We start from the raw sequence: 21,393 nt of genomic DNA, 5'->3' as shown, positions 1-21,393 counted from the left end.
AATCCGCAAAGCCCCGCTTCTTGGCAACCCCAAAAAGCAACCTACAGCAGCATCGCAGCCGCAAGCCCCAGAAAGGCGAAGAAGCCGACCACGTCGGTGACGGTGGTCAGGAACACCACGCTCGCCACCGCCGGATCGACCCCCAGCTTGTCCAGCCCCAGCGGGATCAGCACGCCAAACAGGCCGGCAACGAACAGGTTAATGATCATCGCGCAGGCGATCACCAGCCCGATCATGGGCGTGTACCAGACCCAGGCGATCAGCCCGACCAGCATGGCGAAGACGATGCCGTTGATGAGGCCGACCAGCACCTCCTTCCCCACCACGCGGAGCGCGTTGGAGGAGGACAGCTCGCGCGTCGCCAGCGCCCGGACCACCACGGTCAGGGTCTGCGTTCCGGCGTTGCCGCCCATGGAGGCGACAATGGGCATCAGCACGGCCAGCGCCACGATCTGGGAGATCGTACCCTCGAACAGGGAGATCACGCCGGCCGCGACGAAGGCGGTGAACAGATTGACGGCCAGCCACCAGACCCGCGATCGGGCGATGTCGCCGATACCGCTGAACACGCCGGTGTCGCCGACGCCGCCCAGCTTGCGGATGTCGTCCTCCGCCTCCTCGTCGATGATGTGGACCACGTCGTCCACGGTGATGACGCCGATCAGCCGCCCGCCCGCGTCCACCACGGGGGCGGAGACCAGCGCGTACTGGCGGAAGAGGTTCGCCACCTCCTCCTGGTCCATGGTGGCGGGGATGGTGTCCACCTCCTCCGTCACGATGTCAGCGATGCGGACGGACCGCTTCTGCCGCAGCAGGCGGGACAGCGGCACCGAGCCGACGACCCGGTGCATCGGATCGACGACGAAGATGTCGTAAAAGTCCTCCGGCAGATCCTCCGACGCGGCGCGGACATAGTCGATGGTCTTGCCCACCGTCCAGAACTGCGGCACCGCCACCAAGTCGCGCTGCATCAGGCGGCCGGCGGTGTATTCGTCGTAGGTCAGGTTTTCCTGGACGAGCGCGCGGTCCTCCGCCGGCAGATTCTCCAGAACCTCCCGCCGGGTTTCCTCGTCCAGATCCTCGATGACGTCGACCGCGTCGTCGGTGTCCAGGTCGGCGACGGCGGCGGCCAGTTCCTTCGGCTCGAACAGCTCGACGATCTCTTCGCGCAGGTCGGCGTTCAGGTAGCTCAGCACCTCGCCGTCGAAGTCGGGGCGCAGCACCTCGATCAGCGCCTCGCGCTCGTCGTGGCCGAGCTGTTCGATCAGGTCCGCGACATCGGCGGGGTGCAGCGTCTCGATCTCGGCGCGCAGCCCCTCACGCCCGTCCCCATGAAGGCGGGCGACGATTGTCTCCACGAACTCCGGCTCGACGCCGTAGCGGCGTTCCTCCTCGCCCTCCTCCCGCAGCTGGTGGGGGCGTTCCGCCGTCTTCGGCTCATCGTCGGGGATGCGGTTCGGTTCCTGGGGGTCGGCGTGCATGGCGGACACCCTCCCTTAACGATGGCGACGCGGCGTGACGGCATGGTCCAGGGATCGGTCGGCCATGGCGCACCGGCGTCTGCGGGTTGGGGGGAGCCCCCGCGGCCGAACCGCCGGGGCGCCCACCGAATATAGGTGCCCGAATGCTTTGTCCAGCATGGCCCGGCACCCCGCGCCGGAGCTTGCGCAACGCTTGCGCCGCCACGAAAGCGAACTTCCGTTCGCTTTCGATTCAAATGGCCTCACTTGCCGGCTCTCAGCGGATGCCTGTGGCATCCGCCTGCCGCCAGCGGTAACGAAGTTACCGCGATAGGCCGGGCTTCGGACGCACGGGCGTCCGGGACCGCCGTCGCGGTCCTAAGCGGATTGAAATCCGCTTTAAGTTCGTGCACCCATAATAGCCGCAGCGGCCATCGGCCGCACGGCGCCATGCTTTCTTCACCAGCGGACCGATCGATGGAGTACGCCTACACCGACGTCAACGGCCAGGACGGGATCCTGATGTCGGGGCGCCTCACCTACGACGACAGCCAGAAGTTCCACGAGATGCTGGCCGACTGGGATGTCGCGGCGCATCCGGAGACGCATCTGGATCTGCGCTACCTGACCTTCGTCGATTCCACGGCCATCGGCATGCTGTTCATCCTGGCCAACCGCTGCCGCGAGGCCAAGCGGGAGGTGGTCGTCCACAACGCGCAGCCCTACATCGTGCAGACGCTGCGCCGCGTCGCGCTGGACCAGTATGTCACGTTCCGCTGAAGCCGGATCGCGGGCACGAAAAAGCCCGCTCGGTCCGGGGACCTGCGGGCTTTTCGTAAGTCCCAATCGCTTGGGAGTGGTGCGGTCGAGAAGACTCGAACTTCCACGGCATCTCTGCCACAGCGACCTCAACGCTGCGCGTCTACCAATTCCGCCACGACCGCACGAGGCTGGTAGCATCCGATGAGTCGATTGCTCTTGTCATCGGGTGGAGCGGGGGAATACCAGATCCCCACCGCGCGATCAAGCGGCGTCTCGCGTTTCGCAGTAAGAAAGTGCCCCAGCCCGCCATGAAGCCTGCCATGACCGACCTGAACGAAGCCCCCGCCGCCGTCCCCGTCCCTGGCCCCGCCGAGATCGAATGGCGGATCAGCGACAGCCCCGTTCCCTACCCCGAGGCGCTGGCGGAGATGGAGGCGCGCGTCGAGGCCATCCGCGCCGGCACCGCGCCGGAAATGGTGTGGCTGCTGGAGCACCCGCCCCTCTACACCGCCGGCACCAGCGCGCGGGAGGAGGACCTGCTGGAGCCCAACCGCTTCCCCGTCTACAAGGCCGGGCGCGGCGGCCAGTTCACCTATCACGGGCCGGGGCAGCGCGTGGCCTACGTCATGCTGGACCTGAAGAAGCGCGGCGCCGACATCCGGGCCTTCGTCCACGACTTGGAGGAATGGCTGATCCGCACGCTGGCCGCCTTCAACATCCGGGGAGAGCGGCGCGAGGGGCGCGTCGGCATCTGGGTCAACAAGCAGCCCTACGGCGGCGCCCCCGGCCAGGAGGACAAGATCGCCGCCATCGGGGTCCGCGTGCGCCGCTGGGTCAGCTTCCACGGCATCGCCCTGAACGTGGAGCCGGACCTCTCCCACTTTGGCGGCATCGTGCCCTGCGGGATCAGCGAGCATGGGGTGACCTCGATGGTGGCGCTGGGTCATCTGGTCACCATGGAGGACGTCGATTCGGCCCTGATCGCCACCTGGGCGGAGGTGTTCGGCGGCGGGCCGGCAGACATGGGGGACAAGGAGTTGGAGGACTGACCGTCATTTCCCACCGTCATTTCTTCTTGGCTCCGGCCGGGGCGGGCTGCTGGTCGTCGTTGAGGACGCGGAGATCCTCGTTGGTGATGGAGACGACTGTGCAGCCCGTGCTGTCACCGTTGCGGAACAGGTAGATCCGCTTGCGGTCGGCCAGCTTCTTCGAATCGTAGAGGTTCAGCCCGTGGCCGAAGGCCACCCCCAGGATTTCCCCCTTGAAGACGGCGCGGTAGCGCAAGGGGAGCAGTTCGCGGAAGCGCCGCTCGGCGCAGGCGTCGCTGAGCTTCTTCTCGAACCGGCCGACGCGGCGCCAGTCCTGAGTGGAGCGGATGGTGACCCACTGCGGCGGGACCGGGTAGCGCACCACCGGCGGCGCCAGCGGCAGGTCGTAGCCGCCGGGCGGCACGGGGGACAGGTGCTGCTCCTCGGTCCGGTTCAGGGGGCTCTGGGCGTGGGTGGGATGCGCCATAAACACCACCGTCATCCCCGCGAAGGCAGGGATCCAGGCCATGGCGAGAAGGCTCCGAAAGGCCCTGGATCCCCGCCTTCGCGGGGATGACGGAGAGAGCGGGGATGACGGGGAAGGGATGAACGGGCGCTTCGTCACTGGGTGGAGCGCTGTTCGAAGGGGGCGGGGCCGGGGTCCTTGGCCGGTTCGATGGCGATGTCGCGGACGATGGCGGCGGGTGGGCCCTTGCGGCAGGCCTCCAGCATGCGGTCCACGCTGGCAGCGGGGCCGGCGAACAAAGCCTCCACCGTGCCGTCGCTGCGGTTGCGCACCCAGCCGTTCAGGCCGAAGGCGGTGGCCGTGTCCACCGTCCAGCCCCGGTACCACACGCCCTGCACCCGCCCGTGGATGCGGGCGAGGACGGCCTTCCGTTCGTCCCGCCCAGCCCCGTCCTGTTCAGCCCTGTCCTGTTCAGCCATGCCCGGCCTCGCTGTTCGTCGTCTTGCTGTTCGTTGTCTTGCTGCTCGTCTGGCGGCCCCACCACCCCATGACATAGGCCGCGTGCACGGCCAGGGGGGCTCCCCAGGCGACCAGGGGGAAGAGGAACCAGGGCGTGCCCGGAGCCAGCAAGGCGTTGACGGGGACGACCACCACCATGACCGCGAAATAGGCGATCAGATGGTTCAGGAAAGCCCGCAGGCGGCGGCGCTTTTCCGCATCCTCCGGGGTATCCTGCGGGGTGGGCGTGTCGGCGGAACGGTCGGGCTGGGTCACGCCGCGCCCGCCGCGCCCTTGCGGCGCGCCTCCTCCTCGTCCAGCAGGGCCTTGCGGGACAGCTTGCCGATCATGGTCTTCGGCAGGGTGTCGCGGAATTCGATCACCTTGGGCATTTCGATGGGGGAAAGCTTGTCCTTGAGGAAGTCGATCAGTTCGTCGCTGGTCAGCGTCTGTCCCTCGTCCACGCGGATGTAGGCCTTGACGGTCTGGCCCCGGTATTCGTCGGGGACGCCGGCCACCACGCATTCGGCGACGGCTGGGTGCAGATAGATCGCCTCCTCCACGTTGCGGGGATAGACGTTGAAGCCGCTGCACAGGATCATGTCCTTGATGCGGTCCACGACGTAGGTGTAGCCCTCCTCGTCCATCAGGCCCACGTCGCCGGTGTGCAGACGGCCGTCGACCAGGGTCATGGCGGTCTCGTCGGGCTTCTTCCAGTAGCCCTTCATCACCTGCGGGCCGCGGATGCAGACCTCGCCCTTCTCGCCGGGGGGCAGGACGCGGCGGGGCTCCTCCAGGCTGAGGATCTCGATCACCGTGCCGGGCAGCGGCAGGCCGATGGACGCCACCTTGTTCGCCCCGGTCATCGGGTTGACCGTCGCGACGGGGGAGCATTCCGACAGGCCGTAGCCCTCCACCAGCACGCAGCCGGTCGCCCGCTCGAACGCCTCCTTCACCTCCACCGGCAGGGGCGCGCCGCCGGAGATGCAGAAGCGGATGGAGGACAGGTCGAAGCGCTCCAGATGCTTGTGGTGGTTGATGGCGGTGTAGATGGTCGGGACCGCCGGGAACAGGGTCGGCCGCTTCTTGTGGATGGTCTCCATCACCTGGTCGAGGTCGAAGCGCGGCAGCATCACGATCTCCGCCCCGATGCGGATGCTGAAGTTCATCACCACCGTCATGGCGAAGACGTGGAAGAAGGGCAGCACGCCCAGCATCCGCTCCTCCCCCAGCCGGGCGCCGACGAACCACAGCCGGCACTGCTCCGCGTTGGCGGTGAGGTTGGCGTGGGTCAGCATGGCGCCCTTGGGCACGCCGGTGGTGCCGCCCGTGTATTGCAGGACGGCCACGTCCTCCTTCGGGTCGATGGCGACAGGCTTCGGGCGGCCGTCGTTGGCGGTGAGCTGGCGGAAGGTCAGGTGCCGGTCGTCGGCGGGGACGCGCGCCACCTCCGCCCGCTTCACGATGGGGAACAGCCAGTTCTTCGGAAAGGGCAGGATGTCGGCCATGGCGCAGACGACCAGCCGCTTCAGCCGCGATTCGGCCAGCATGCGGGCCATCTTGTCGTACAGCACCGCAAGGTCCAGCGTGACCATCAGGTCGATCCCGCTGTCGGCGATCTGGTGCTGCAGCTCGCGCTCCGCGTAGAGCGGATTGAAGTTCACCACCGTGCCGCCGGCCTTCAGGATGGCGTAGAAGCAGACCACGTAATAGGGCGTGTTCGGCAGGAACAGCCCGACGCGCACCCCCTTCCCCACCCCGATCGCCTGGAAGCCCTTGGCGGCGCGGTCCACCAGGGCGGCGACCTCGGCGTAGGTGGTGCGCTTGCCCATGAAGTCCAGGAAGGGGTGCCTGGCGAAGCGCGCCGCCGATTCGTCGAGCAGCGCCGTCACCGGCAGGACGGGCAAAGAGGCGTTCCAGTCGACGTCGGGGGGATAGCCCCGGTCCCAGCTGTGGTCCGGCATGCTGCGGGCCGCTTCGCCCATGGGTGTCCTCCCTTGATTTTTTCGCTTTCGATTCTTTGGATCGCGCGAGTCCCGTCCCCCCGAGAGCGGACGGTTTTGGGGCGATTGTACCCTCTTTTTTGGCGAAATGGTCCGCGACCTGCGCGACGGCAAGGCCGGACGCCGGGGCATTCGGGCGCTGCGGCGCAGCATGGCGGGCCGGGTCGCGGCAAGGATTGAAGGAAAAATTACACTGGAGACCACACTATTGCTGTGGCTAAACTCCTGGTTGGCGAGTCGGCCGGCAATGCTCGGCGGCGCCCAACTGGTATTACCGCGCGTGACGCCTTGGTTGGAGGGAACGGAACCTTGTCCCGCTTCGATTCTCATTCCACGCAACCCTTTGCCGCGCCATCCCTGGCCCAGGGCAACCGGTTGCGGGCGACGGTCAAATGGTTCAACGCCTCCAAGGGCTTCGGCTTCGTGGCGCCGGAGGACGGGTCGCCGGATGCCTTCCTCCACATCTCCGTGCTGAACCGCATCGGCCTGCACGAGGTCGGCGACGGGGCGGAGCTGCTGTGCCTGATCGTCGGCGGCGGCAAGGGGCCGCAGGTCGCCGAGATCCTGGAGGTGCTGACCGAAGGCGCCCCCGCCGGGTCGCGCGCGCCGTCCCGCCACGACCAGCCGGGCGGGCCGGAGACGGAGCTGACCGGGACCGTGAAGTGGTTCAAGCCGGACCAGGGCTTCGGCTTCGTGACCGCCGACGACGGCGCCAAGGACGTGTTCGTCCACAAGAGCGTGCTGCGCCGCTGCAACCTGCTGGAACTGACAACCGGCCAGCGGGTGCACATGCGGGTGCGCGAGGCGCCGAAGGGGCGTGAGGCCTCCTGGGTCGTGCTAATCTGAAGCCCACAAACTTTTAGGGGCATTTCCGGCAAACTTTTTAGGGTATAGTCGGAAGCGCGCACACCCTTGACGGGCCCCCGACGGAGCCGCAGCCCATGCCCTTTTCCGGCATCACCGCCTTCCAGCCGACCGGCGGCGCCGACCGCCGCGCCGCGGCATTGGACGGCGTGCGGTCCGACGGCAGCTATTTCGATCCGGAGTTCCAGGCCTATGTGGTGCCGGTGGTGCTGGGGCATCACCGCATCTCCAGCCGCGCCGACGACATGCTGGTGACGACGCTGGGGTCCTGCGTGGCCGCCTGCATCCATGACCCGGTGGCGCGGGTCGGCGGGATGAACCACTTCCTGCTGCCCGGCGCGCCCTCGCACGAAGGCTTCGGCGTCGCCACCCGTTACGGCAGCGTGGCGATGGAGCGGCTGATCAACGACCTGCTGGCCCGCGGCGCCCGGCGCGAGCGGATGGAGGTCAAGCTGTTCGGCGCCTCCCGCGTCATCGACACCAGCATGGACGTCGGCGCCTCCAACGCGGCCTTCGCGCTGGACTATGTGCGGCGCGAGGGGTTGACGGTCGCCGGCCAGGACCTGGGCGGCCCGGTGGGGCGGCGGGTCCATTTCTTCCCGACGACGGGCAAAGCCTTCCGCCGCCTGCTGCGGCCGGAGACGGAGCGCGAGACGGTCTATCAGGAACTGGATTACCTGAAGATCCTGAAGCACACCCCCGTGGAAGGCGAAGTGGAACTGTTCGACCGGCGGTGAGGAGCACTCATCGTCATCCCCGCGAAGGCGGGGATCCAGGGCCACTCGGGCACGCTTCGGGATGCCCTGGATCCCCGCCTTCGCGGGGATGACGGAAGAAACCTGCGGTGTCGGCAGAAGAGACTTATCGCCGCAGCGCATCGGCGGCCTCCCAGGCCATCCATTCGGCTTGGTCGCCGTCTTCGCCGTCGGTCATGACGGCGATGGTCAGCGGGTCCTGTCCGGGGAAGTGATAGGCGACCGGGGTGCAGCCGGGGCCGCCGCCGGTGTGGCCCCAGCAGGGGCCGGACTGCCCGTCCCGTTCCACCATCAGTCCGAGGCCGTAGCCGGGCTCCACCCAGGGGCGGCCGCGCATGGAGCCGGGCACCGGCCAGGAGTCCAGCATGCGGGCGGCCAGACCGGCGGGCAGCAGGTCGGTGGTGAACAGGCCGTGCAGCAGGTGGGCGGTGTCCAGCGCGGTCGCGGCCACCACGCCGTGGGAGACCCAGCCGGGGTGGTAGAGGCCGGCGACGGGGACCGGCGCGCCCTCCCCGCCCAGATAGGGGCTGGGGCCGAGCCACAGGCCGGCGAGGTCGGCGCGGGTGGTGGGGACGGACGGGTCGGTGAGGCCGAGGGGACCGAACAGCTCGCGGTCCAGGGCTTCGGCGAAGGGAAGGCCGGAGGCACGTTCCAGCACCCGTTTTGCCAGCAGATAGCCGATGTTGGAGTAGGAGAACTCGGACCCCGGCGGGGCGAAGAGGTCGGCGGCGCGGCAGCGGAACAGGAACTCGTCCTCGGACCAGGGCTCCTCGCCGGCCCGCACGGCGGCGTGGTACTTCGGCATGCCACCGTAGTTGTAGAGGCCGGCGCGGTGGCTCAGCAGATGGGCCAGGGTGATGCGGGAGGCAGGGCCGAAGTCGGGCAGCCAGCGGGTCAGCGGCGCGTCGAGGTCCAGGACACCCCGCCCGGCCAGCCGCAGCAGGGCGGCGGCGGTCAGGGTCTTGGTGATGCTGTAGAGCAGGAAGCGGGCGGTGACGGGCGGCGGGTCCAGCCCGTCGCGGGCAAGGCCGACGGTCCAGCGGCGGTCGCCCAGACAGACGGCCAGCACGGCGGTGCGGGCGGCGGCGGGGCCGGAACCCTCGTCGAGGAGGCGGGCGATGCGGGAGGCCGGGTCGTCGTCGGGCAGGTCCGTGGTTCCTCAGAAATGGCAGGTTCCGTAACGGAAAAGCCCTTCTCCCCTTGGGGGAGAAGGGTTGGGATGAGGGGTCGTTACGCCCGGCAGGGCGGAAAATAAAATTTCCGGCCGGCGTTCGCCGGCTGCCACCCTCACCCCAACCCCTCTCCCCTCAAGGGAGAGGGGCTTATCTATGCAATTTGTTTCAGCCGGAATAGGAACTCCTTGCTTTCAAAAACGAAGGCCCCCCGTGAGGGAGGCCTTCGCAGTCTTCGTCAGGATCAGTCGCGCTTCACCGTGTCGGCGTCCAGGGCCGCCTGGGCGGCGGCCAGGCGGGCGATCGGCACGCGGTAGGGGGAGCAGGACACGTAGTCCAGACCGACCTTCTCGCAGAAGGAGATGGAGGCCGGGTCGCCGCCATGCTCGCCGCAGATGCCGAGCTTGATGTTCGGGCGGGTCTTGCGGCCGCGCTCCGTGGCGATGGCGATCAGCTCGCCCACGCCGTCCTGGTCGAGGGTCTGGAACGGGTCGTGCTCCAGGATGCCCTGGCGCTGGTACTCCGGCAGGAAGGCGCCGGCGTCGTCGCGCGACAGGCCGAAGGTGGTCTGGGTCAGGTCGTTCGTGCCGTAGGAGAAGAACTCCGCCGACTCGGCGATCTCACCGGCCTTCAGCGCGGCGCGCGGCAGCTCGATCATGGTGCCGACCATGTATTCGAAGGTGACGCCCGTGGACTCCATGACCTCCTTGGCGACGCGGTCGACGACGGCCTTGAGGATGTCCAGCTCCTTCTTGGTGCCGATGAGCGGGATCATCACTTCCGGCACCGCCGTCTCGCCCGTGGTCTTGGAGACCTCGGCCACCGCGCTGAAGATGGCGCGGGCCTGCATCTCGTAGATTTCCGGGTAGGTGATGCCGAGGCGGCAGCCACGGTGGCCAAGCATCGGGTTCGCCTCGTGCAGCTGCACGACGCGGTGGTTCACCCGCAGCAGGTCGGTGCCGGTGGCCTTGGCGACCTCCGCCATCTCGGCCTCGGTGTTGGGCAGGAACTCGTGCAGCGGCGGGTCGAGCAGGCGGATGGTGACCGGCAGGCCGGCCATGATCGTGAACAGCTCGACGAAGTCCTGCTTCTGGTACGGCTCCAGCTTGGCCAGCGCCGCGCGGCGGCCGGCCTCGTTCTCCGCCAGGATCATCTCGCGCACCGCCAGGATGCGGTCCGGGTCGAAGAACATGTGCTCGGTGCGCGACAGGCCGATGCCCTCCGCGCCGAACTTCCGCGCGGTGCGGGCGTCCAGCGGGGTTTCCGCGTTGGTGCGGATCTTCATGCGGCGGATCGAGTCGGCCCAGCCCATCAGGGTCGCGAAATCGCCCGACAGCTCCGGCTGGATGGTCGGGACGGCGCCCAGCATCACCTCGCCGGTCGAACCGTCGATGGTGACGATGTCGCCCTCGTTCACCGTGACGCCGCGCACCGACATGGTCTTGGTCTTGTAGTCGATGCGCAGGTCGCCGGCCCCCGACACGCAGGCGCGGCCCATGCCGCGCGCCACGACGGCCGCGTGGCTGGTCATGCCGCCACGGGTGGTCAGGATGCCGCGGGCGGCGTGCATGCCGTGGATGTCCTCCGGCGAGGTCTCCACGCGGCAGAGGATGACGGCTTCACCCTGGCCGGCCTGGGTCTCCGCCTCGTCGGCGGTGAAGACGACCTTGCCCGAAGCGGCGCCGGGGGAGGCCGGCAGGCCCTTGGCGATGACCTTGCGGTCGGCCTTCGGGTCGAGCGTCGGGTGCAGGAGCTGGTCGAGCGAGGCCGGGTCGATGCGGCGCACGGCCTCCGCCTTGTCGATCAGGCCTTCGTTGGCGAGATCCACGGCGATCTTCAGCGCGGCCGGCGCGGTGCGCTTGCCGTTGCGGGTCTGCAGCATGAACAGCTTGTTCTGCTGCACCGTGAACTCGATGTCCTGCATGTCGCGGTAGTGCTTCTCCAGCTTGAGGCGGACCTCGTTCAGCTGGTTGAAGACCTCCGGCATGACCTCTTCCATGGCGGGGAGGTCGGACTTGTTGGCGAGCTTGCCCGCGATGGTCAGGTGCTGCGGCGTGCGGATGCCGGCCACCACGTCCTCGCCCTGGGCGTTGACGAGATATTCGCCGTAGAAGGCGTTCTCGCCGGTGGACGGGTTGCGGGTGAAGGCCACGCCGGTGGCGCAGTCGTTGCCCATGTTGCCGAACACCATGCACTGCACGTTGACCGCGGTGCCCCAGTCGGCCGGGATGTCGTGCAGCTTGCGGTAGGTGATGGCGCGGGCGTTCATCCAGGAGCCGAACACGGCGCCGATGGCGCCCCACAGCTGTTCCTGCACGTCCTGCGGGAAGGGCTTGCCGAGCTCATGCTCGACGGCCTTCTTGTAGTCCTCGATGACGGCCTGCCAGTCGGCGGCGGTCAGGTCGGTGTCGAGGCTGTGGTTCTTGTCGCGCTTGTGGTTGTCCAGAATCTCCTCGAAGTGGTGGTGGTCAACGTCCAGCACAACGTTCGAGTACATCTGGATGAAGCGGCGGTAGCTGTCGTAGGCGAATCGGGCGTCGCCCGAGCGCTTGGCGAGACCGGCCGCCGTGGCGTCGTTCAGGCCGAGGTTCAGCACCGTGTCCATCATGCCCGGCATCGACGCGCGGGCGCCGGAGCGCACGGAGACCAGCAGCGGGTTGGCCGGGTCGCCGAAGCTGGCGTCCATGGCCTGCTCCAGCCGCTTCACGGCCGTTTCCACCTGGGCCTTCAGCTCCGCCGGATAGTTGCGGCCGTTGGCGTAGTAGTAGGTGCAAAGCTCGGTCGTGATGGTAAAGCCCGGCGGAACCGGAAGTCCGAGGTTGGCCATCTCGGCCAGATTGGCACCCTTACCGCCGAGCAGATTCTTCATATCCGCCCGGCCTTCGGTGGCACCGGCCCCGAAGCTGTAGACCCACTTGCTCTCGCCCTGGCTGGCCATCGTGAAATCCTCGTTCACTTCAATGGTCGTCCGGCGCCGGACCGCGTCGTGGTCAAAAGCTTTGACCGAGCGTCCGTCTCCGATAAACGCCGTAATAGCCCCCCGCGGAAGGAGAACACAAGACGATCTGTCGCAGGGCTCGAACGCGGCCGTGGCGACCCCTTTTCTGTCACGGGCTGACGGAAGGGGCAGGCCGGTGGGGGGAGCGCCCGGTGATCGGTTGGGCGGCGTTGGGCGGATTGGGCGGGAGAGTGCGGGTGCACAATGGGGGTTTGGGGTGGATTCGCGTTCCTTTTCAGGGGGATGCGTGGATTTGTTGGTGCGCGTATGTTGTGCATCGGGTGCACAAGGGTTTGCGTGCGAAGGGGTTGGGGCGGGAGCCCCCTCCCTAACCCTCCCCCGCTTTGCGGGAGAGGGGACTGCCGCCGCTTCGCCAAAGTCCCCTCCACCGCGGAGCGGGGGAGGGTTAGGGAGGGGGCCACCGTTGACACTGTGAAAAATTCCCCCATCCACCCTCCCCTCGTCCCCCGGCGGGAGAGTCCAGGAAGGCGCGAGCAAGGCGTTGAGTTTCCTCAACTTCGCGCGGGCCTCGCGGATCAGGCTGCTGTATTCCCAATAGGTGCGGATGCGGAAATCGCGGTGTTCCTGCCAGGCGCCCCAGATGGTGGTGCGGTGGACGCCGAGCTTCGCGCCGGCCTCGATCGGGGAGTAGCCGGCGGCGATCAGACGGGCCAGCGCGGCCCAGGTCTCGTCGGGCAGCGGGGATCGCGGGACGAGGCGGCCCTCCTCGCACTCCGGGGGCGGCGGGCCGGGCAGCGCGTCGGGGCCTTCGGTGGGGGCTCGGCCGTCCTGCGCATAGCGGACCAGCGTGCTGCGCAGGGCTGCGGGGTCGCAGCGGTCCCAGGCATCGACGAGGACGGAACTGTGGAAGCCGAGGGCCGCCAGACCCTGCGTGCGGTCGCGGGGAATGCAGTGTTTGCCACGGCGGAAGCCCAGGGCGACGGTGATGGCGGGGCCTTTCGGACGCGGTCAGCGGGGGACCGGCAGGTCCGGGGCGAACTCGTCCTGCCAGTCGAGGGGGACCGAATCGGGAAGCTCCGCCTCCGGCACCGGCTCGGCCCGGTCAGCAAGGTCGGGGCCGGGCGGCTGGGCGGCGCCGTCGAGCGCGGGCAGCGCCGCGAGGCCCAGCCGGTCGGCCAGCCAGCGGATCGTCTGCATGTCGCCGCGCGTCACCGCCTGCTCGATCTGGCTGGCGACGACGTGCGACAGGGAGCGCACGCGGGCCGACGCCTCGCGCCGCAGGCAGGCGCGCTCCCACTCCACCCGCTCGCGGAAGGCGGCCGAGACGTAGTAGGCGCGCCACAGCGTGTTGCGGTGACAGCCCATGGCGCGGGCCACCTGCATCATCGGCCAGCCGGCGGCCATCCGGTGCGCCGCCATCGCCCAGTCGGCGTCGGAATAGCGTGAACCGGGGACGAGCTGCCCGTTCGGCGGGATCGGTGGTTCGGCGAGTTCGACGGGGAGAGGGGTGGAGGGGCTGTTCATGCGGGCGGGTCCTTGCCGGGAGGGTTTGGGTGTATTTTCCTATCACGGAGATTGCGGGACTGGCAAGGACTCGCGCGGGGAGACGCGTAGGTTGGGTTGAGGCGCAGCCGAAACCCAACGGGGTTGCGGTGCGGGCGGTGTTGGGTTGCGCTGGCGCTTAACCCAACCTACGGGGGTATCGGGGGCCACCTAGGAATAATCACTCAATCCGGCACGAGGCGGCGGTAGAGGTGCCAGGTGCCGTGGCCGAGCACGGGCATGACGATGGCGAGGCCGACGAAGGCGGGGATCGAGCCGATCACGAGGCCGGCGGCGACGATCAGGCCCCAGAGCGCCATGGGCTCCGGGTTCTTCAGCGTCGCGCGGATGGAAGTGCGGATCGCCGTCGCCACGCCGACCGGGCGGTCGAGCAGCAGCGGGAAGGACACGACGCTGATCGCCAGCACCAGCACCGCGAACAGGAACCCCACCCCGATGCCCAGCACGATCATCGCCCAGCCGGCGCGGGTGGTGAACAGGGCGTGGAGGAAATCGCCGAGGCCTTCGGGCGCCTGCGGAGCCAGCGTGACCATATAGATGCCCTCGGCCACCAGCATCCAGACGACGAAGATGGCGGCCAGGATCAGGCCCATCACCAGGATCGCCCCGAAGCGCGGCGAGCGCGTCACCCCGAAGGCGTCCGCCCAGGAGACGGTTTCGCCCTCCTCCCGCCGGCGGCTCATCTCGTAGAGGCCGACCGCCGCGAAGGGGCCGATCAGTGCGAAGCCGGAGGCCAGCGGGAACAGCAGGTGCAGCATGCTGCCGTGGAACATCGCCTCAGCCAGGACGAGCCCGACGACGGGGTAGATCAGGCACAGGAAGAAGACGTCGGTGCGGTAGGCCATGAAGTCCTGGAGGCCCTTCGCCAGCACCGCGCGCAGGTCGGCGGTGCGGATGCGGCGGACGGTCGGCTCCTGGGCGACACGGTCCTCGGCGGTGGGCGAGACGGCGTGGCTCGCCTCGGCCACCGTGTGGGACCAGAATTTGAAATTGGCGGCGCCCCACTCCGCCGGGTTCCGGATGGTCATGTCCGTTCCTCCCGAACAATTTTCGTTCGAGGGTTCGCGAGCCCGCCGTGGCCGGACATGCCGAAGGGTCATCGGTCAAAGATCGTCGGTCAACGGTCACGGAACGGCCGCGACCCGCAATGGGCACCGATCATACGCCGACGAATTGTTCGGCGCGCTGATATTATGGGGAAGCGCACACCCTGAGATGGCGCGCAAAGGAAAAGGGCCGGCACGTTTCCGTGTCGGCCCTTTTCGTACTGGTCGGAGAGAGAGGATTCGAACCTCCGGCCCCTGCCTCCCGAAAGCAGTGCTCTACCAGGCTGAGCTACTCTCCGGTCCTGTCGTCGTCGCCTCGACCGCTGTGCGGTTCCGGCGTCGCCGTGGGGCGGGTGTATAACGACTTTGTCCGCGCCCTGCAACGCCAATAAGCATCGATTGAAGAATGTTTTTTTCGAAGGGGCCGTTTCCCCTCTTCCGCCATTACGGCCTGAACGCATGCTGCGGTGCTAAAAAGGGGGCCGAACATGCAAAAGCCCTTCTCCCCTTGGCCTCACGCGCAAACGAAGTTTGCGCTGACGGTGACAGGCGGCCTGTGGCCGCCGAGAGCGGGGAGAAGGGTTGGGATGAGGGGTCGTTACCGCTCGAAGAGCGGGAATAGAAATTCCGGCCGCCCTTCGGCCGGCGCCACCCTCACCCCACCCCCTCTCCCCTCAAGGGAGAGGGGCTTTTGAGCGCCAGATCAGCCATGTACTGCGCTAGCAAGACTCTTTGCCGTACTCCCGCCGGCGGCGGGAGAGAGACGTCACGGGCGCTGGATCAGCCCTCGATGCGCGAGAAGTCCGCCACCGCGTTCAGGGTGCTGCGGATCTGGCTGAGCAGGCGCAGGCGGTTGGCGCGCAGGTCGGCCTGTTCGGCGTTCACCGTCACCTTGTCGAAGAAGGCGTCCACCGGGCCGCGCAGGCGCGCGAGAGCGCCCATGGTGCCGGTGAAGTCCTCCTTGGCGAGCAGCGGCTTGGCCGTCTCCGCGGCGTCGGTCAGGGCGCCGTAGAGGTCCTTTTCCTCGGTCAGGGTCAGCAGGGCGGGATCGACCGGCTGGTCGTAGGCCTTGCCGTCCTTCTTCTCCTCGATGCGGACGATGTTGCTGGCGCGCTTGTAGGCGGCCAGCAGGTTCGCGCCCTCGTCGGAGCCGACGAACGCCTGCAACGCCGTCACACGGGCCAGCAGGCGCACGAGATCGTCTTCCCCGCCCAGCGCGAACACCGCGTCGATCAGGTCATGCCGCACGCCCTGGTCGCGCAGCGTGACCTTCAGGCGATCCGCGAAGAAGGCCATGAGGTCCGACGACACGGCATCGGCCGCCGCGAAGCCGCCGACGCTGTAGGCGCCGTGGGCGGCCTTGAAGACCTGGGACAGGTTCAGCCGCAGGCCGTTTTCCAGGATCAGGCGGATGATGCCCAGCGCAGCGCGGCGGAGCGCGTAGGGGTCCTTGGAGCCCGTGGGCTTCTCGTCGATGGCGAAGAAGCCGACCAGCGTGTCCAGCTTGTCGGCCAGCGCGACGGAGACGGACACGGGGGCCTTCGGGCAGCTGTCGGAGGGGCCGAGCGGCTTGTAGTGCTCGGCGATGGCCTCGGCCACCACCGGGCTCTCGCCCTCGCCCAGCGCGTAGTAGCGGCCCATGATGCCCTGCACCTCGGGGAACTCGCCGACCACCTCGGTCACGAGGTCCGCCTTGGACAGCAGCGCCGCGCGGGTCGCCGCGTCGGCGTCGGCGCCGATGGCGCGGGCGATCTCCGCCGCCAGGATCTGCACGCGGGTGACCTTTTCGGCCACCGTGCCCAGCTTGGCGTGGAAGGTGATCGCGGCCAGCCGGGGAACGCGGTCCTCCAGCTTGGTCTTGCGGTCCTGGTCCCAGAAGAACTTGGCGTCGGACAGACGGGCGCGCAGCACGCGCTCGTTGCCGGCGACGATGGCCTTGCCGCCGTCCGCCGTCTGCGTGTTGGCGACCACGGCGAAGCGCGGGGCCATTTTGCCGGCCTTGTCCAGCAGCGCGAAATACTTCTGGTGCGTGCGCATGGAGGTGATGAGGACCTCCGACGGCACGTCCATGAATTTCTCGTCGATGGTGCCGACCAGAGCCACCGGCCATTCGACGAGGCCGGCGACCTCTTCCAGCAGCCCGTCGTCGGGGGAGAGGGTCAGGCCCTCCTTCGCGGCCAGCGCCTCGGCGTCGGCCTTGATCTTGGCCTTGCGCTCCTCACGGTCGAGAATGACGTGGGCGGCGCGGAGCGCATTTTTGTAGCTCGCGAAGTCGCGAACCCCCAGCGCTGCAGGCGCCAGGAAACGATGACCATAGGTCGTGCGACCGAAGAGAATCGCAGGCTGATTGCCGCCGGGCAGGAATTCGCCGGGGATCACCTCGTTGTTGAAGATCGCCACGATCGAGTGCAGCGGTCGCACCCAGCGCGCCGTGCCGGTGCCCCAGCGCATGGACTTCGGCCAGGGGAAGTCCGCCATGACCGCCGGGATGATCTCCGCCAGCACCTCGGCGGTGGCGCGGCCCTTCTTCTCCGCCACGGCGAAGTAGAAGACGCCCTTTCCGGTGTCGCGCTGCTCGCACTGGTCCAGGCTGGTCAGGCCGGCGGACTTCAGGAAGCCGGCGACCGCCTGCTCCGGCGAGCCGACGCGCGGCCCCTTCTTTTCCTCGCGGACGTCGGCGGTGCGCTCGGCCAAGCCGTCGATGACCAGCGCGAGGCGGCGCGGGGTGGAGTGGGCCTGGGCCTCGGTGAAGGTCAGGCCGTTGGCGGCCAGACGATCGGTCACGAGGCGCTTGAGGTCGTCCGCCGCGCGCGCCTGCATGCGGGCCGGGATTTCCTCGGAGAAGAATTCGATCAGAAGTTCGGGCATGTTACTTGGCCCCCCCGGCGGTCCACGCCTCGCAGCAGGCCTTCGCCAGCGCGCGCACGCGGCCGATGTAGGCGGCGCGCTCCACGACGCTGATGACGCCGCGCGCGTCCAGCAGGTTGAAGAGATGGGACGCCTTGATGCACTGGTCGTAGGCCGGCAGGGCCACGCCCTTGGCGATCAGGGACTGGCACTCGGCCTCGGCGTCCTTGAAATGCTGGAGCAGCATGTCGGTGTTGGCGTGTTCGAAGTTGTGGGCCGAATACTCGACCTCGGCGCGCTTGAACACGTCGCCGTACTTCACGCCCTGGCCGTTGAAGTCCAGGTCGTAGACGTTCTCAACGCCCTGCACATACATGGCCAGCCGCTCCAGCCCGTAGGTCAGCTCGACCGCGACCGGGTCGCACTCGATGCCGCCGACCTGCTGGAAATAGGTGTACTGCGTGACCTCCATGCCGTCGCACCAGACCTCCCAGCCGAGGCCCCAGGCGCCGAGCGTCGGGCTTTCCCAGTCGTCCTCGACGAAGCGGATGTCGTGCAGGCCCGGGTCGATGCCCAGCACCTTCAGGCTTTCCAGATACAGCTCCTGCGCGTTGGCAGGCGAGGGCTTCAGGATCACCTGATACTGGTAATAGTGCTGGAGCCGGTTCGGATTCTCGCCGTAGCGGCCGTCCTTGGGCCGGCGGGAGGGCTGCACGTAGGCCGCCTTCCACGGCTGGGGGCCGAGCGCCCGCAGCGTCGTCGCCGGGTGGAAGGTGCCGGCACCCACCTCCATGTCGTAGGGCTGCAGGATGACGCAGCCCTGCTCCGACCAGAACTGGTGGAGCTTGAGGATCAGGGCCTGAAAGGACAGGCCGCGGCTGTCTTGGGAAGACCCGCTCTGGGAGGCCATCGGCGGTCACTTATGATTGGAGTTGACAAAGCGCGCCGCACGATACGCGGCGGTATCAACGGAATCAAGCGCGTGCCGGGCGGTTTTTCGGCTCTACCGGCCGTAGGGACAGCCCGGCCGCCCGCAGGACACCGCCGAGCGCGGCGCAACGTAGGCGCCGCATTCCGGGCACTTCTCCATGTCCTCGGCCATGGCGTCGCGGGAGGAGGCCTGGGAGGAGGACTGGGTGGAGCCTTGGGGGCTCCGCGCCCCGCCGGCCGCCCCGGACCGGCGCCGCTCCCGTTCGCGCAGGCGCTCGGCCCCGACCTCGCCGATACGGTTGTACCAGCGCCAGCCGAACCACACCGCGCCGATCACCAGCGCCAGGAACAGGAGCTTCGAGAGACTGAACATGGGGGGAGGATTAGGGCGTGCGGGGTGGGGTGGTCAAGGGTCGCCGTGAACCGCCGCAGCGCAATAGCATTGGGCGCCTATAACCCTCTCCCCTCCGGGGAGAGGGTGGCCCGGAGGGCCGGTGAGGGGGTTGTGCTTGGCGGAAGGTCCGGCAGAGGGGCACCCCCCTCACCCTAACCCTCTCCCCGGAGGGGAGAGGGAAAGAACTTTGGTTATTCCCGATCATCCGGGATCAGCCCAGCCCGTTGATCGCGCATCTCGCGAATCATCTGGGTCGTGTTGGGGATGTCCCGTCCACGCAGGCGCTCCCGGCGGCGGGCGGCACGCTCCCAGAAATCGCCTTCATCCGGGGCCGACGTGGTCGGCGTCCAGGGTTCTTCGCGCGAAGCCTTCAGCGCCTCTTCCAGGATGGCGCGGTGCTCCTCCTCCAGGGAGCGCCCGTGGGTGGCGGCGCGCGTCCGCAGGCGGTTCAGGAGGTCGTCGTCCAGGTCGTGCAGGATCAGGTGGCCCATGGGTCTCGCTTCCTCGCCCCGCTCGGCAACCGATTTTCATCCCAAGAGGCGATTTTCACCCCAACCCGATCTTGAGGGCAAGCGGCACCAGCGCCACCGCGAAGACGCGCTTCAGCACCCCCGCCGGCACGCGCGACGCCAGCCGGGCGCCGAGGGGAGCGGCCAGCACGCTGGCGACGCTGATCTCCAGGAAGGCGAGGACGTGCAGGTAGCCGACCTGCCCCGGCAGATGCACGCCCTCGCGCAGGCCGAGCGCGATGTAGAGGATGGCGCCCAGCACCGTCACCGGCAGGCCGATGGCGGTGGAGGTGGCCGCCGCGCGCACCATCGGGTGGCCGCGCCCGTTCAGGAAGGGCACCATCAGCACACCGCCGCCCGCCCCGATGAAGCTGCCCGCCACGCCGATCAGGGCGCCGCCGACGCGGTAGGCGGCGGGCGAGGCCTCCGCCACCGGCGCGCCGGGCTTCGGGGCCGGCGCACGCAGCATCCGCCACGCGGTGTAGAGCAGGAAGGCCGCGACCACGGCGCGGAGCGCCTGGGCCGGCAGATGCGCCGCGACCGCGCTGCCCAGCGCCACGCCGGCCAGGCTCGCCAGGATGGTGGTGCGGAAGACCGCCCAGTCCACGTTGCCCAGCCGGTGGTGCGACAGCACGGAGGAGATGGAGGTCGCCGCCACCACCGCCATGGAGGTCGCCAGCGCCGTCAGGGGAGCCTCCGGCGCCGGGACGCCCAATCCGGGCAGCACCAGCGTCAGCAGCGGTACCGCCACGAGCGCCGTGCCCACGCCCAGCATGCCCAGCAGGAGGCCTCCGGCGGCTCCACCGGCCAAAAAGATGAGGGCGCTGAGCATAAAGAATCCTTGTCGTCCGCGTCGGAGCGCGCACCATATGAGAGAAAGCGAAGAAAGAGGAGACGCAACGAGCATGAACGCCAGCGCCTACCCGGTCATCGTCCGCCCCCTGGCGCCCGAGCAGGGCACCGGCTACGTGGCCGAGGTGCCGGACCTTCCCGGCTGCACCGCCGGCGGGGCCACCCCGGCCGACGCCACGACGGCCGCGCGCGAGGCGATCGTCGCCTGGATCGACTCCGCCCAACGCGCCGGCCAACCGGTGCCTCCTCCGTCTGAGCGCCTGCGCGAGGTCACGCAGTAGATCCGTAGGTTGGGTTAAGGCGAAGCCGCAACCCAACACCGCGCCCATGGCGACCTGTGTTGGGTTTCGCGTCCGCTCAACCCAACCTACGTGTCTTGCCGGTCGGTCAAAGACCGAGGCGGGACCAGAGGGCGCGTTCCTCCACGGCGGCGAGGGCGGCGGACGGCAGTTCCGCCGCGATCCGGCCCACAAGGTCGGAGGGGCGGTCGGAGGGGCGGTCGGAGGGCGCCGACTCGACGCGGAAGCCGATGCGGCGGAACCAGCGGCGGTCCTCCTGCACCACGCGCAGGCGGACCTTCTCGCCGAAGCGGCCGCGCATGATGGTGCGCAGGTCGCCGATGCCGTCGATCAGCCCCAGCTCCAGCGCGCGGCGGCCGGCCCAGAAGGCGCCGGAGAACAGCTCCTCGTCCGGGCCGACCAGACGGGCGCCGCGCCGGGTGCGGACCATCTCCTTGAAGGCGTCGTGGATGTCGGTCTGAATGGCCTTCAGGTGGGCCACGCCGTCCTCGCGCTCCGGCGTGAAGGGGTCGAGCAGCACCTTCTTGTCGCCCGCCGTGTAGAGCCGCCGCTCGATGCCGTAGCGCTGGATGAACTCGTGCGCGCCGAAGCCCGAGGACACCACGCCGATCGACCCGACGATGGAGCTTTCGTCGGCCCAGATCTCGTCCGCCGCACAGGCCAGCCAATAGCCGCCCGACGCCGCCGCGTCCTCGCAGAAGGCGAAGACAGGGGTGTTCTTCTCCGTGGCGAGGTCGCGGATGCGCTTGGCGATCAGCGCCGACTGCACCGGCGACCCGCCGGGCGAGTTGACGACCAGCGCCACGGCGGCCTGATTCTTCAGGGCGAAGGCGCGCTCGATCAGGCCGGCGGTGCCGGCGAGCGTCAGGCCCTGACGCAGCGGCCCGACCTGCCCGATGATGCCGGACAGCCGGAGGACGGACACGATCGGCCCGGCGTCGCGCCAGGGGCCGAAGGGGAGTTTGGCGAGGAAATCTTGCATGCTC

Annotated in this window: 20 protein-coding genes and 2 tRNA genes; 5 read left to right on the top strand and 17 right to left on the bottom strand. The window is 68.6% G+C overall.

What is annotated here, in order from left to right; genetic code table 11:
- Window positions 1-41: 41 nt before the first annotated feature.
- Window positions 42-1,481, bottom strand: coding sequence for a magnesium transporter (mgtE, locus tag ACSVC7_RS03815; RefSeq protein WP_448202503.1), 1,440 nt, complete (start codon window positions 1,479-1,481; stop codon window positions 42-44).
- Between the two features lie 456 nt (window positions 1,482-1,937).
- Between mgtE and ACSVC7_RS03810 the strand changes: the two genes are divergently transcribed.
- Window positions 1,938-2,240 (top strand): STAS domain-containing protein, encoded by a 303-nt coding sequence (locus tag ACSVC7_RS03810; RefSeq protein WP_448202504.1) that lies wholly within the window; start codon window positions 1,938-1,940, stop codon window positions 2,238-2,240.
- 77 nt (window positions 2,241-2,317) lie between these two features.
- On the opposite strand, the gene ACSVC7_RS03805 is transcribed toward ACSVC7_RS03810, so the two are convergent.
- Window positions 2,318-2,404, bottom strand: a tRNA-Leu gene (locus ACSVC7_RS03805).
- 192 nt (window positions 2,405-2,596) lie between these two features.
- On the opposite strand from ACSVC7_RS03805, the gene lipB reads away from it, so the two are divergent.
- On the top strand, window positions 2,597-3,271 hold the full coding sequence (lipB, locus tag ACSVC7_RS03800; RefSeq protein ID WP_448202825.1) for a lipoyl(octanoyl) transferase LipB: 675 nt from the start codon (window positions 2,597-2,599) through the stop codon (window positions 3,269-3,271).
- Between the two features lie 16 nt (window positions 3,272-3,287).
- Here the strand turns inward: lipB and ACSVC7_RS03795 are convergent, their stop codons facing one another.
- The 4 genes from ACSVC7_RS03795 to ACSVC7_RS03780 form a co-directional block, all read right to left on the bottom strand.
- Window positions 3,288-3,779: a DUF8265 family protein gene (locus ACSVC7_RS03795; protein WP_448202505.1), complete on the bottom strand. Its 492-nt coding sequence runs from the start codon at window positions 3,777-3,779 to the stop codon at window positions 3,288-3,290.
- A gap of 92 nt (window positions 3,780-3,871) precedes the next feature.
- Window positions 3,872-4,195 (bottom strand): acylphosphatase, encoded by a 324-nt coding sequence (locus ACSVC7_RS03790; protein WP_448202506.1) that lies wholly within the window; start codon window positions 4,193-4,195, stop codon window positions 3,872-3,874.
- Entirely contained in the window at window positions 4,188-4,490 is a 303-nt protein-coding gene (locus tag ACSVC7_RS03785) for a 2TM domain-containing protein (protein ID WP_448202507.1), read from the bottom strand. Before ACSVC7_RS03785 ends, ACSVC7_RS03790 begins: the two co-directional genes overlap by 8 nt.
- Window positions 4,487-6,199: a long-chain-fatty-acid--CoA ligase gene (locus ACSVC7_RS03780; RefSeq protein WP_448202508.1), complete on the bottom strand. Its 1,713-nt coding sequence runs from the start codon at window positions 6,197-6,199 to the stop codon at window positions 4,487-4,489. Before ACSVC7_RS03780 ends, ACSVC7_RS03785 begins: the two co-directional genes overlap by 4 nt.
- Before the next feature lie 327 nt (window positions 6,200-6,526).
- Here ACSVC7_RS03780 and ACSVC7_RS03775 point away from each other — a divergent pair, with 327 nt between their 5' ends.
- Window positions 6,527-7,063: a cold-shock protein gene (locus ACSVC7_RS03775; protein ID WP_448202509.1), complete on the top strand. Its 537-nt coding sequence runs from the start codon at window positions 6,527-6,529 to the stop codon at window positions 7,061-7,063.
- Window positions 7,064-7,158: 95 nt separating this feature from the next.
- Complete coding sequence (locus ACSVC7_RS03770; RefSeq protein WP_448202510.1) at window positions 7,159-7,818, top strand: chemotaxis protein; 660 nt, start codon at window positions 7,159-7,161, stop codon at window positions 7,816-7,818.
- 124 nt (window positions 7,819-7,942) lie between these two features.
- Here the strand turns inward: ACSVC7_RS03770 and ACSVC7_RS03765 are convergent, their stop codons facing one another.
- From ACSVC7_RS03765 to ACSVC7_RS03720, 10 genes are all read right to left on the bottom strand, one after another.
- Complete coding sequence (locus ACSVC7_RS03765; protein WP_483507990.1) at window positions 7,943-8,956, bottom strand: serine hydrolase domain-containing protein; 1,014 nt, start codon at window positions 8,954-8,956, stop codon at window positions 7,943-7,945.
- 296 nt (window positions 8,957-9,252) lie between these two features.
- Complete coding sequence (gene ppdK, locus ACSVC7_RS03760; RefSeq protein ID WP_448202827.1) at window positions 9,253-11,946, bottom strand: pyruvate, phosphate dikinase; 2,694 nt, start codon at window positions 11,944-11,946, stop codon at window positions 9,253-9,255.
- A gap of 1,029 nt (window positions 11,947-12,975) precedes the next feature.
- Window positions 12,976-13,491 carry a helix-turn-helix domain-containing protein gene (locus ACSVC7_RS03755; RefSeq protein ID WP_448202511.1) on the bottom strand — a complete coding sequence of 172 codons (516 nt, stop codon included), beginning with the start codon at window positions 13,489-13,491 and terminating at the stop codon, window positions 12,976-12,978.
- A 203-nt stretch (window positions 13,492-13,694) separates the two neighbouring features.
- Window positions 13,695-14,558 (bottom strand): DUF2189 domain-containing protein, encoded by an 864-nt coding sequence (locus ACSVC7_RS03750; protein ID WP_448202512.1) that lies wholly within the window; start codon window positions 14,556-14,558, stop codon window positions 13,695-13,697.
- Window positions 14,559-14,798: 240 nt separating this feature from the next.
- Window positions 14,799-14,875 (bottom strand) — tRNA-Pro (locus ACSVC7_RS03745).
- Window positions 14,876-15,356: 481 nt separating this feature from the next.
- Entirely contained in the window at window positions 15,357-17,444 is a 2,088-nt protein-coding gene (gene glyS / locus ACSVC7_RS03740; RefSeq protein WP_448202513.1) for a glycine--tRNA ligase subunit beta, read from the bottom strand.
- Window position 17,445: 1 nt separating this feature from the next.
- Window positions 17,446-18,333 (bottom strand): glycine--tRNA ligase subunit alpha, encoded by an 888-nt coding sequence (locus ACSVC7_RS03735; RefSeq protein WP_448202514.1) that lies wholly within the window; start codon window positions 18,331-18,333, stop codon window positions 17,446-17,448.
- Window positions 18,334-18,426: 93 nt separating this feature from the next.
- Window positions 18,427-18,726: a hypothetical protein gene (locus ACSVC7_RS03730; protein ID WP_448202515.1), complete on the bottom strand. Its 300-nt coding sequence runs from the start codon at window positions 18,724-18,726 to the stop codon at window positions 18,427-18,429.
- 212 nt (window positions 18,727-18,938) lie between these two features.
- On the bottom strand, window positions 18,939-19,238 hold the full coding sequence (locus ACSVC7_RS03725; RefSeq protein WP_448202516.1) for a FitA-like ribbon-helix-helix domain-containing protein: 300 nt from the start codon (window positions 19,236-19,238) through the stop codon (window positions 18,939-18,941).
- Between the two features lie 55 nt (window positions 19,239-19,293).
- Entirely contained in the window at window positions 19,294-20,088 is a 795-nt protein-coding gene (locus ACSVC7_RS03720; protein WP_448202517.1) for a sulfite exporter TauE/SafE family protein, read from the bottom strand.
- Window positions 20,089-20,161: 73 nt separating this feature from the next.
- Between ACSVC7_RS03720 and ACSVC7_RS03715 the strand changes: the two genes are divergently transcribed.
- The gene (locus ACSVC7_RS03715) at window positions 20,162-20,389 is read left to right on the top strand and encodes a type II toxin-antitoxin system HicB family antitoxin (protein ID WP_448202518.1); all 228 of its coding nucleotides are present in this window, start codon (window positions 20,162-20,164) and stop codon (window positions 20,387-20,389) included.
- A gap of 106 nt (window positions 20,390-20,495) precedes the next feature.
- On the opposite strand, the gene ACSVC7_RS03710 is transcribed toward ACSVC7_RS03715, so the two are convergent.
- A complete protein-coding gene (locus ACSVC7_RS03710; RefSeq protein ID WP_448202519.1) occupies window positions 20,496-21,389 on the bottom strand; it encodes a S49 family peptidase in 894 nt (297 codons plus the stop codon).
- Between the last annotated feature and the right edge of the window lie 4 nt (window positions 21,390-21,393).

Source organism: Azospirillum mesophilum (assembly GCF_053470405.2).
This window is presented reverse-complemented; position numbering and strand designations above follow the sequence as displayed.

Coding starts and splice junctions, on each gene's coding strand:
- ACSVC7_RS03715 (WP_448202518.1), top strand. CDS start 20,162: ATGAACGCCAGCGCCTACCCGGTCATCGTCCGCCCCCTGGCGCCCGAG.
- ACSVC7_RS03795 (WP_448202505.1), bottom strand. CDS start 3,779: ATGGCCTGGATCCCTGCCTTCGCGGGGATGACGGTGGTGTTTATGGCG.
- ppdK (WP_448202827.1), bottom strand. CDS start 11,946: ATGGCCAGCCAGGGCGAGAGCAAGTGGGTCTACAGCTTCGGGGCCGGT.
- ACSVC7_RS03780 (WP_448202508.1), bottom strand. CDS start 6,199: ATGGGCGAAGCGGCCCGCAGCATGCCGGACCACAGCTGGGACCGGGGC.
- ACSVC7_RS03755 (WP_448202511.1), bottom strand. CDS start 13,491: ATGAACAGCCCCTCCACCCCTCTCCCCGTCGAACTCGCCGAACCACCG.
- ACSVC7_RS03720 (WP_448202517.1), bottom strand. CDS start 20,088: ATGCTCAGCGCCCTCATCTTTTTGGCCGGTGGAGCCGCCGGAGGCCTC.
- glyS (WP_448202513.1), bottom strand. CDS start 17,444: ATGCCCGAACTTCTGATCGAATTCTTCTCCGAGGAAATCCCGGCCCGC.
- ACSVC7_RS03725 (WP_448202516.1), bottom strand. CDS start 19,238: ATGGGCCACCTGATCCTGCACGACCTGGACGACGACCTCCTGAACCGC.
- ACSVC7_RS03710 (WP_448202519.1), bottom strand. CDS start 21,389: ATGCAAGATTTCCTCGCCAAACTCCCCTTCGGCCCCTGGCGCGACGCC.
- ACSVC7_RS03750 (WP_448202512.1), bottom strand. CDS start 14,558: ATGACCATCCGGAACCCGGCGGAGTGGGGCGCCGCCAATTTCAAATTC.
- ACSVC7_RS03730 (WP_448202515.1), bottom strand. CDS start 18,726: ATGTTCAGTCTCTCGAAGCTCCTGTTCCTGGCGCTGGTGATCGGCGCG.
- ACSVC7_RS03810 (WP_448202504.1), top strand. CDS start 1,938: ATGGAGTACGCCTACACCGACGTCAACGGCCAGGACGGGATCCTGATG.
- ACSVC7_RS03735 (WP_448202514.1), bottom strand. CDS start 18,333: ATGGCCTCCCAGAGCGGGTCTTCCCAAGACAGCCGCGGCCTGTCCTTT.
- ACSVC7_RS03790 (WP_448202506.1), bottom strand. CDS start 4,195: ATGGCTGAACAGGACAGGGCTGAACAGGACGGGGCTGGGCGGGACGAA.
- mgtE (WP_448202503.1), bottom strand. CDS start 1,481: ATGCACGCCGACCCCCAGGAACCGAACCGCATCCCCGACGATGAGCCG.
- ACSVC7_RS03770 (WP_448202510.1), top strand. CDS start 7,159: ATGCCCTTTTCCGGCATCACCGCCTTCCAGCCGACCGGCGGCGCCGAC.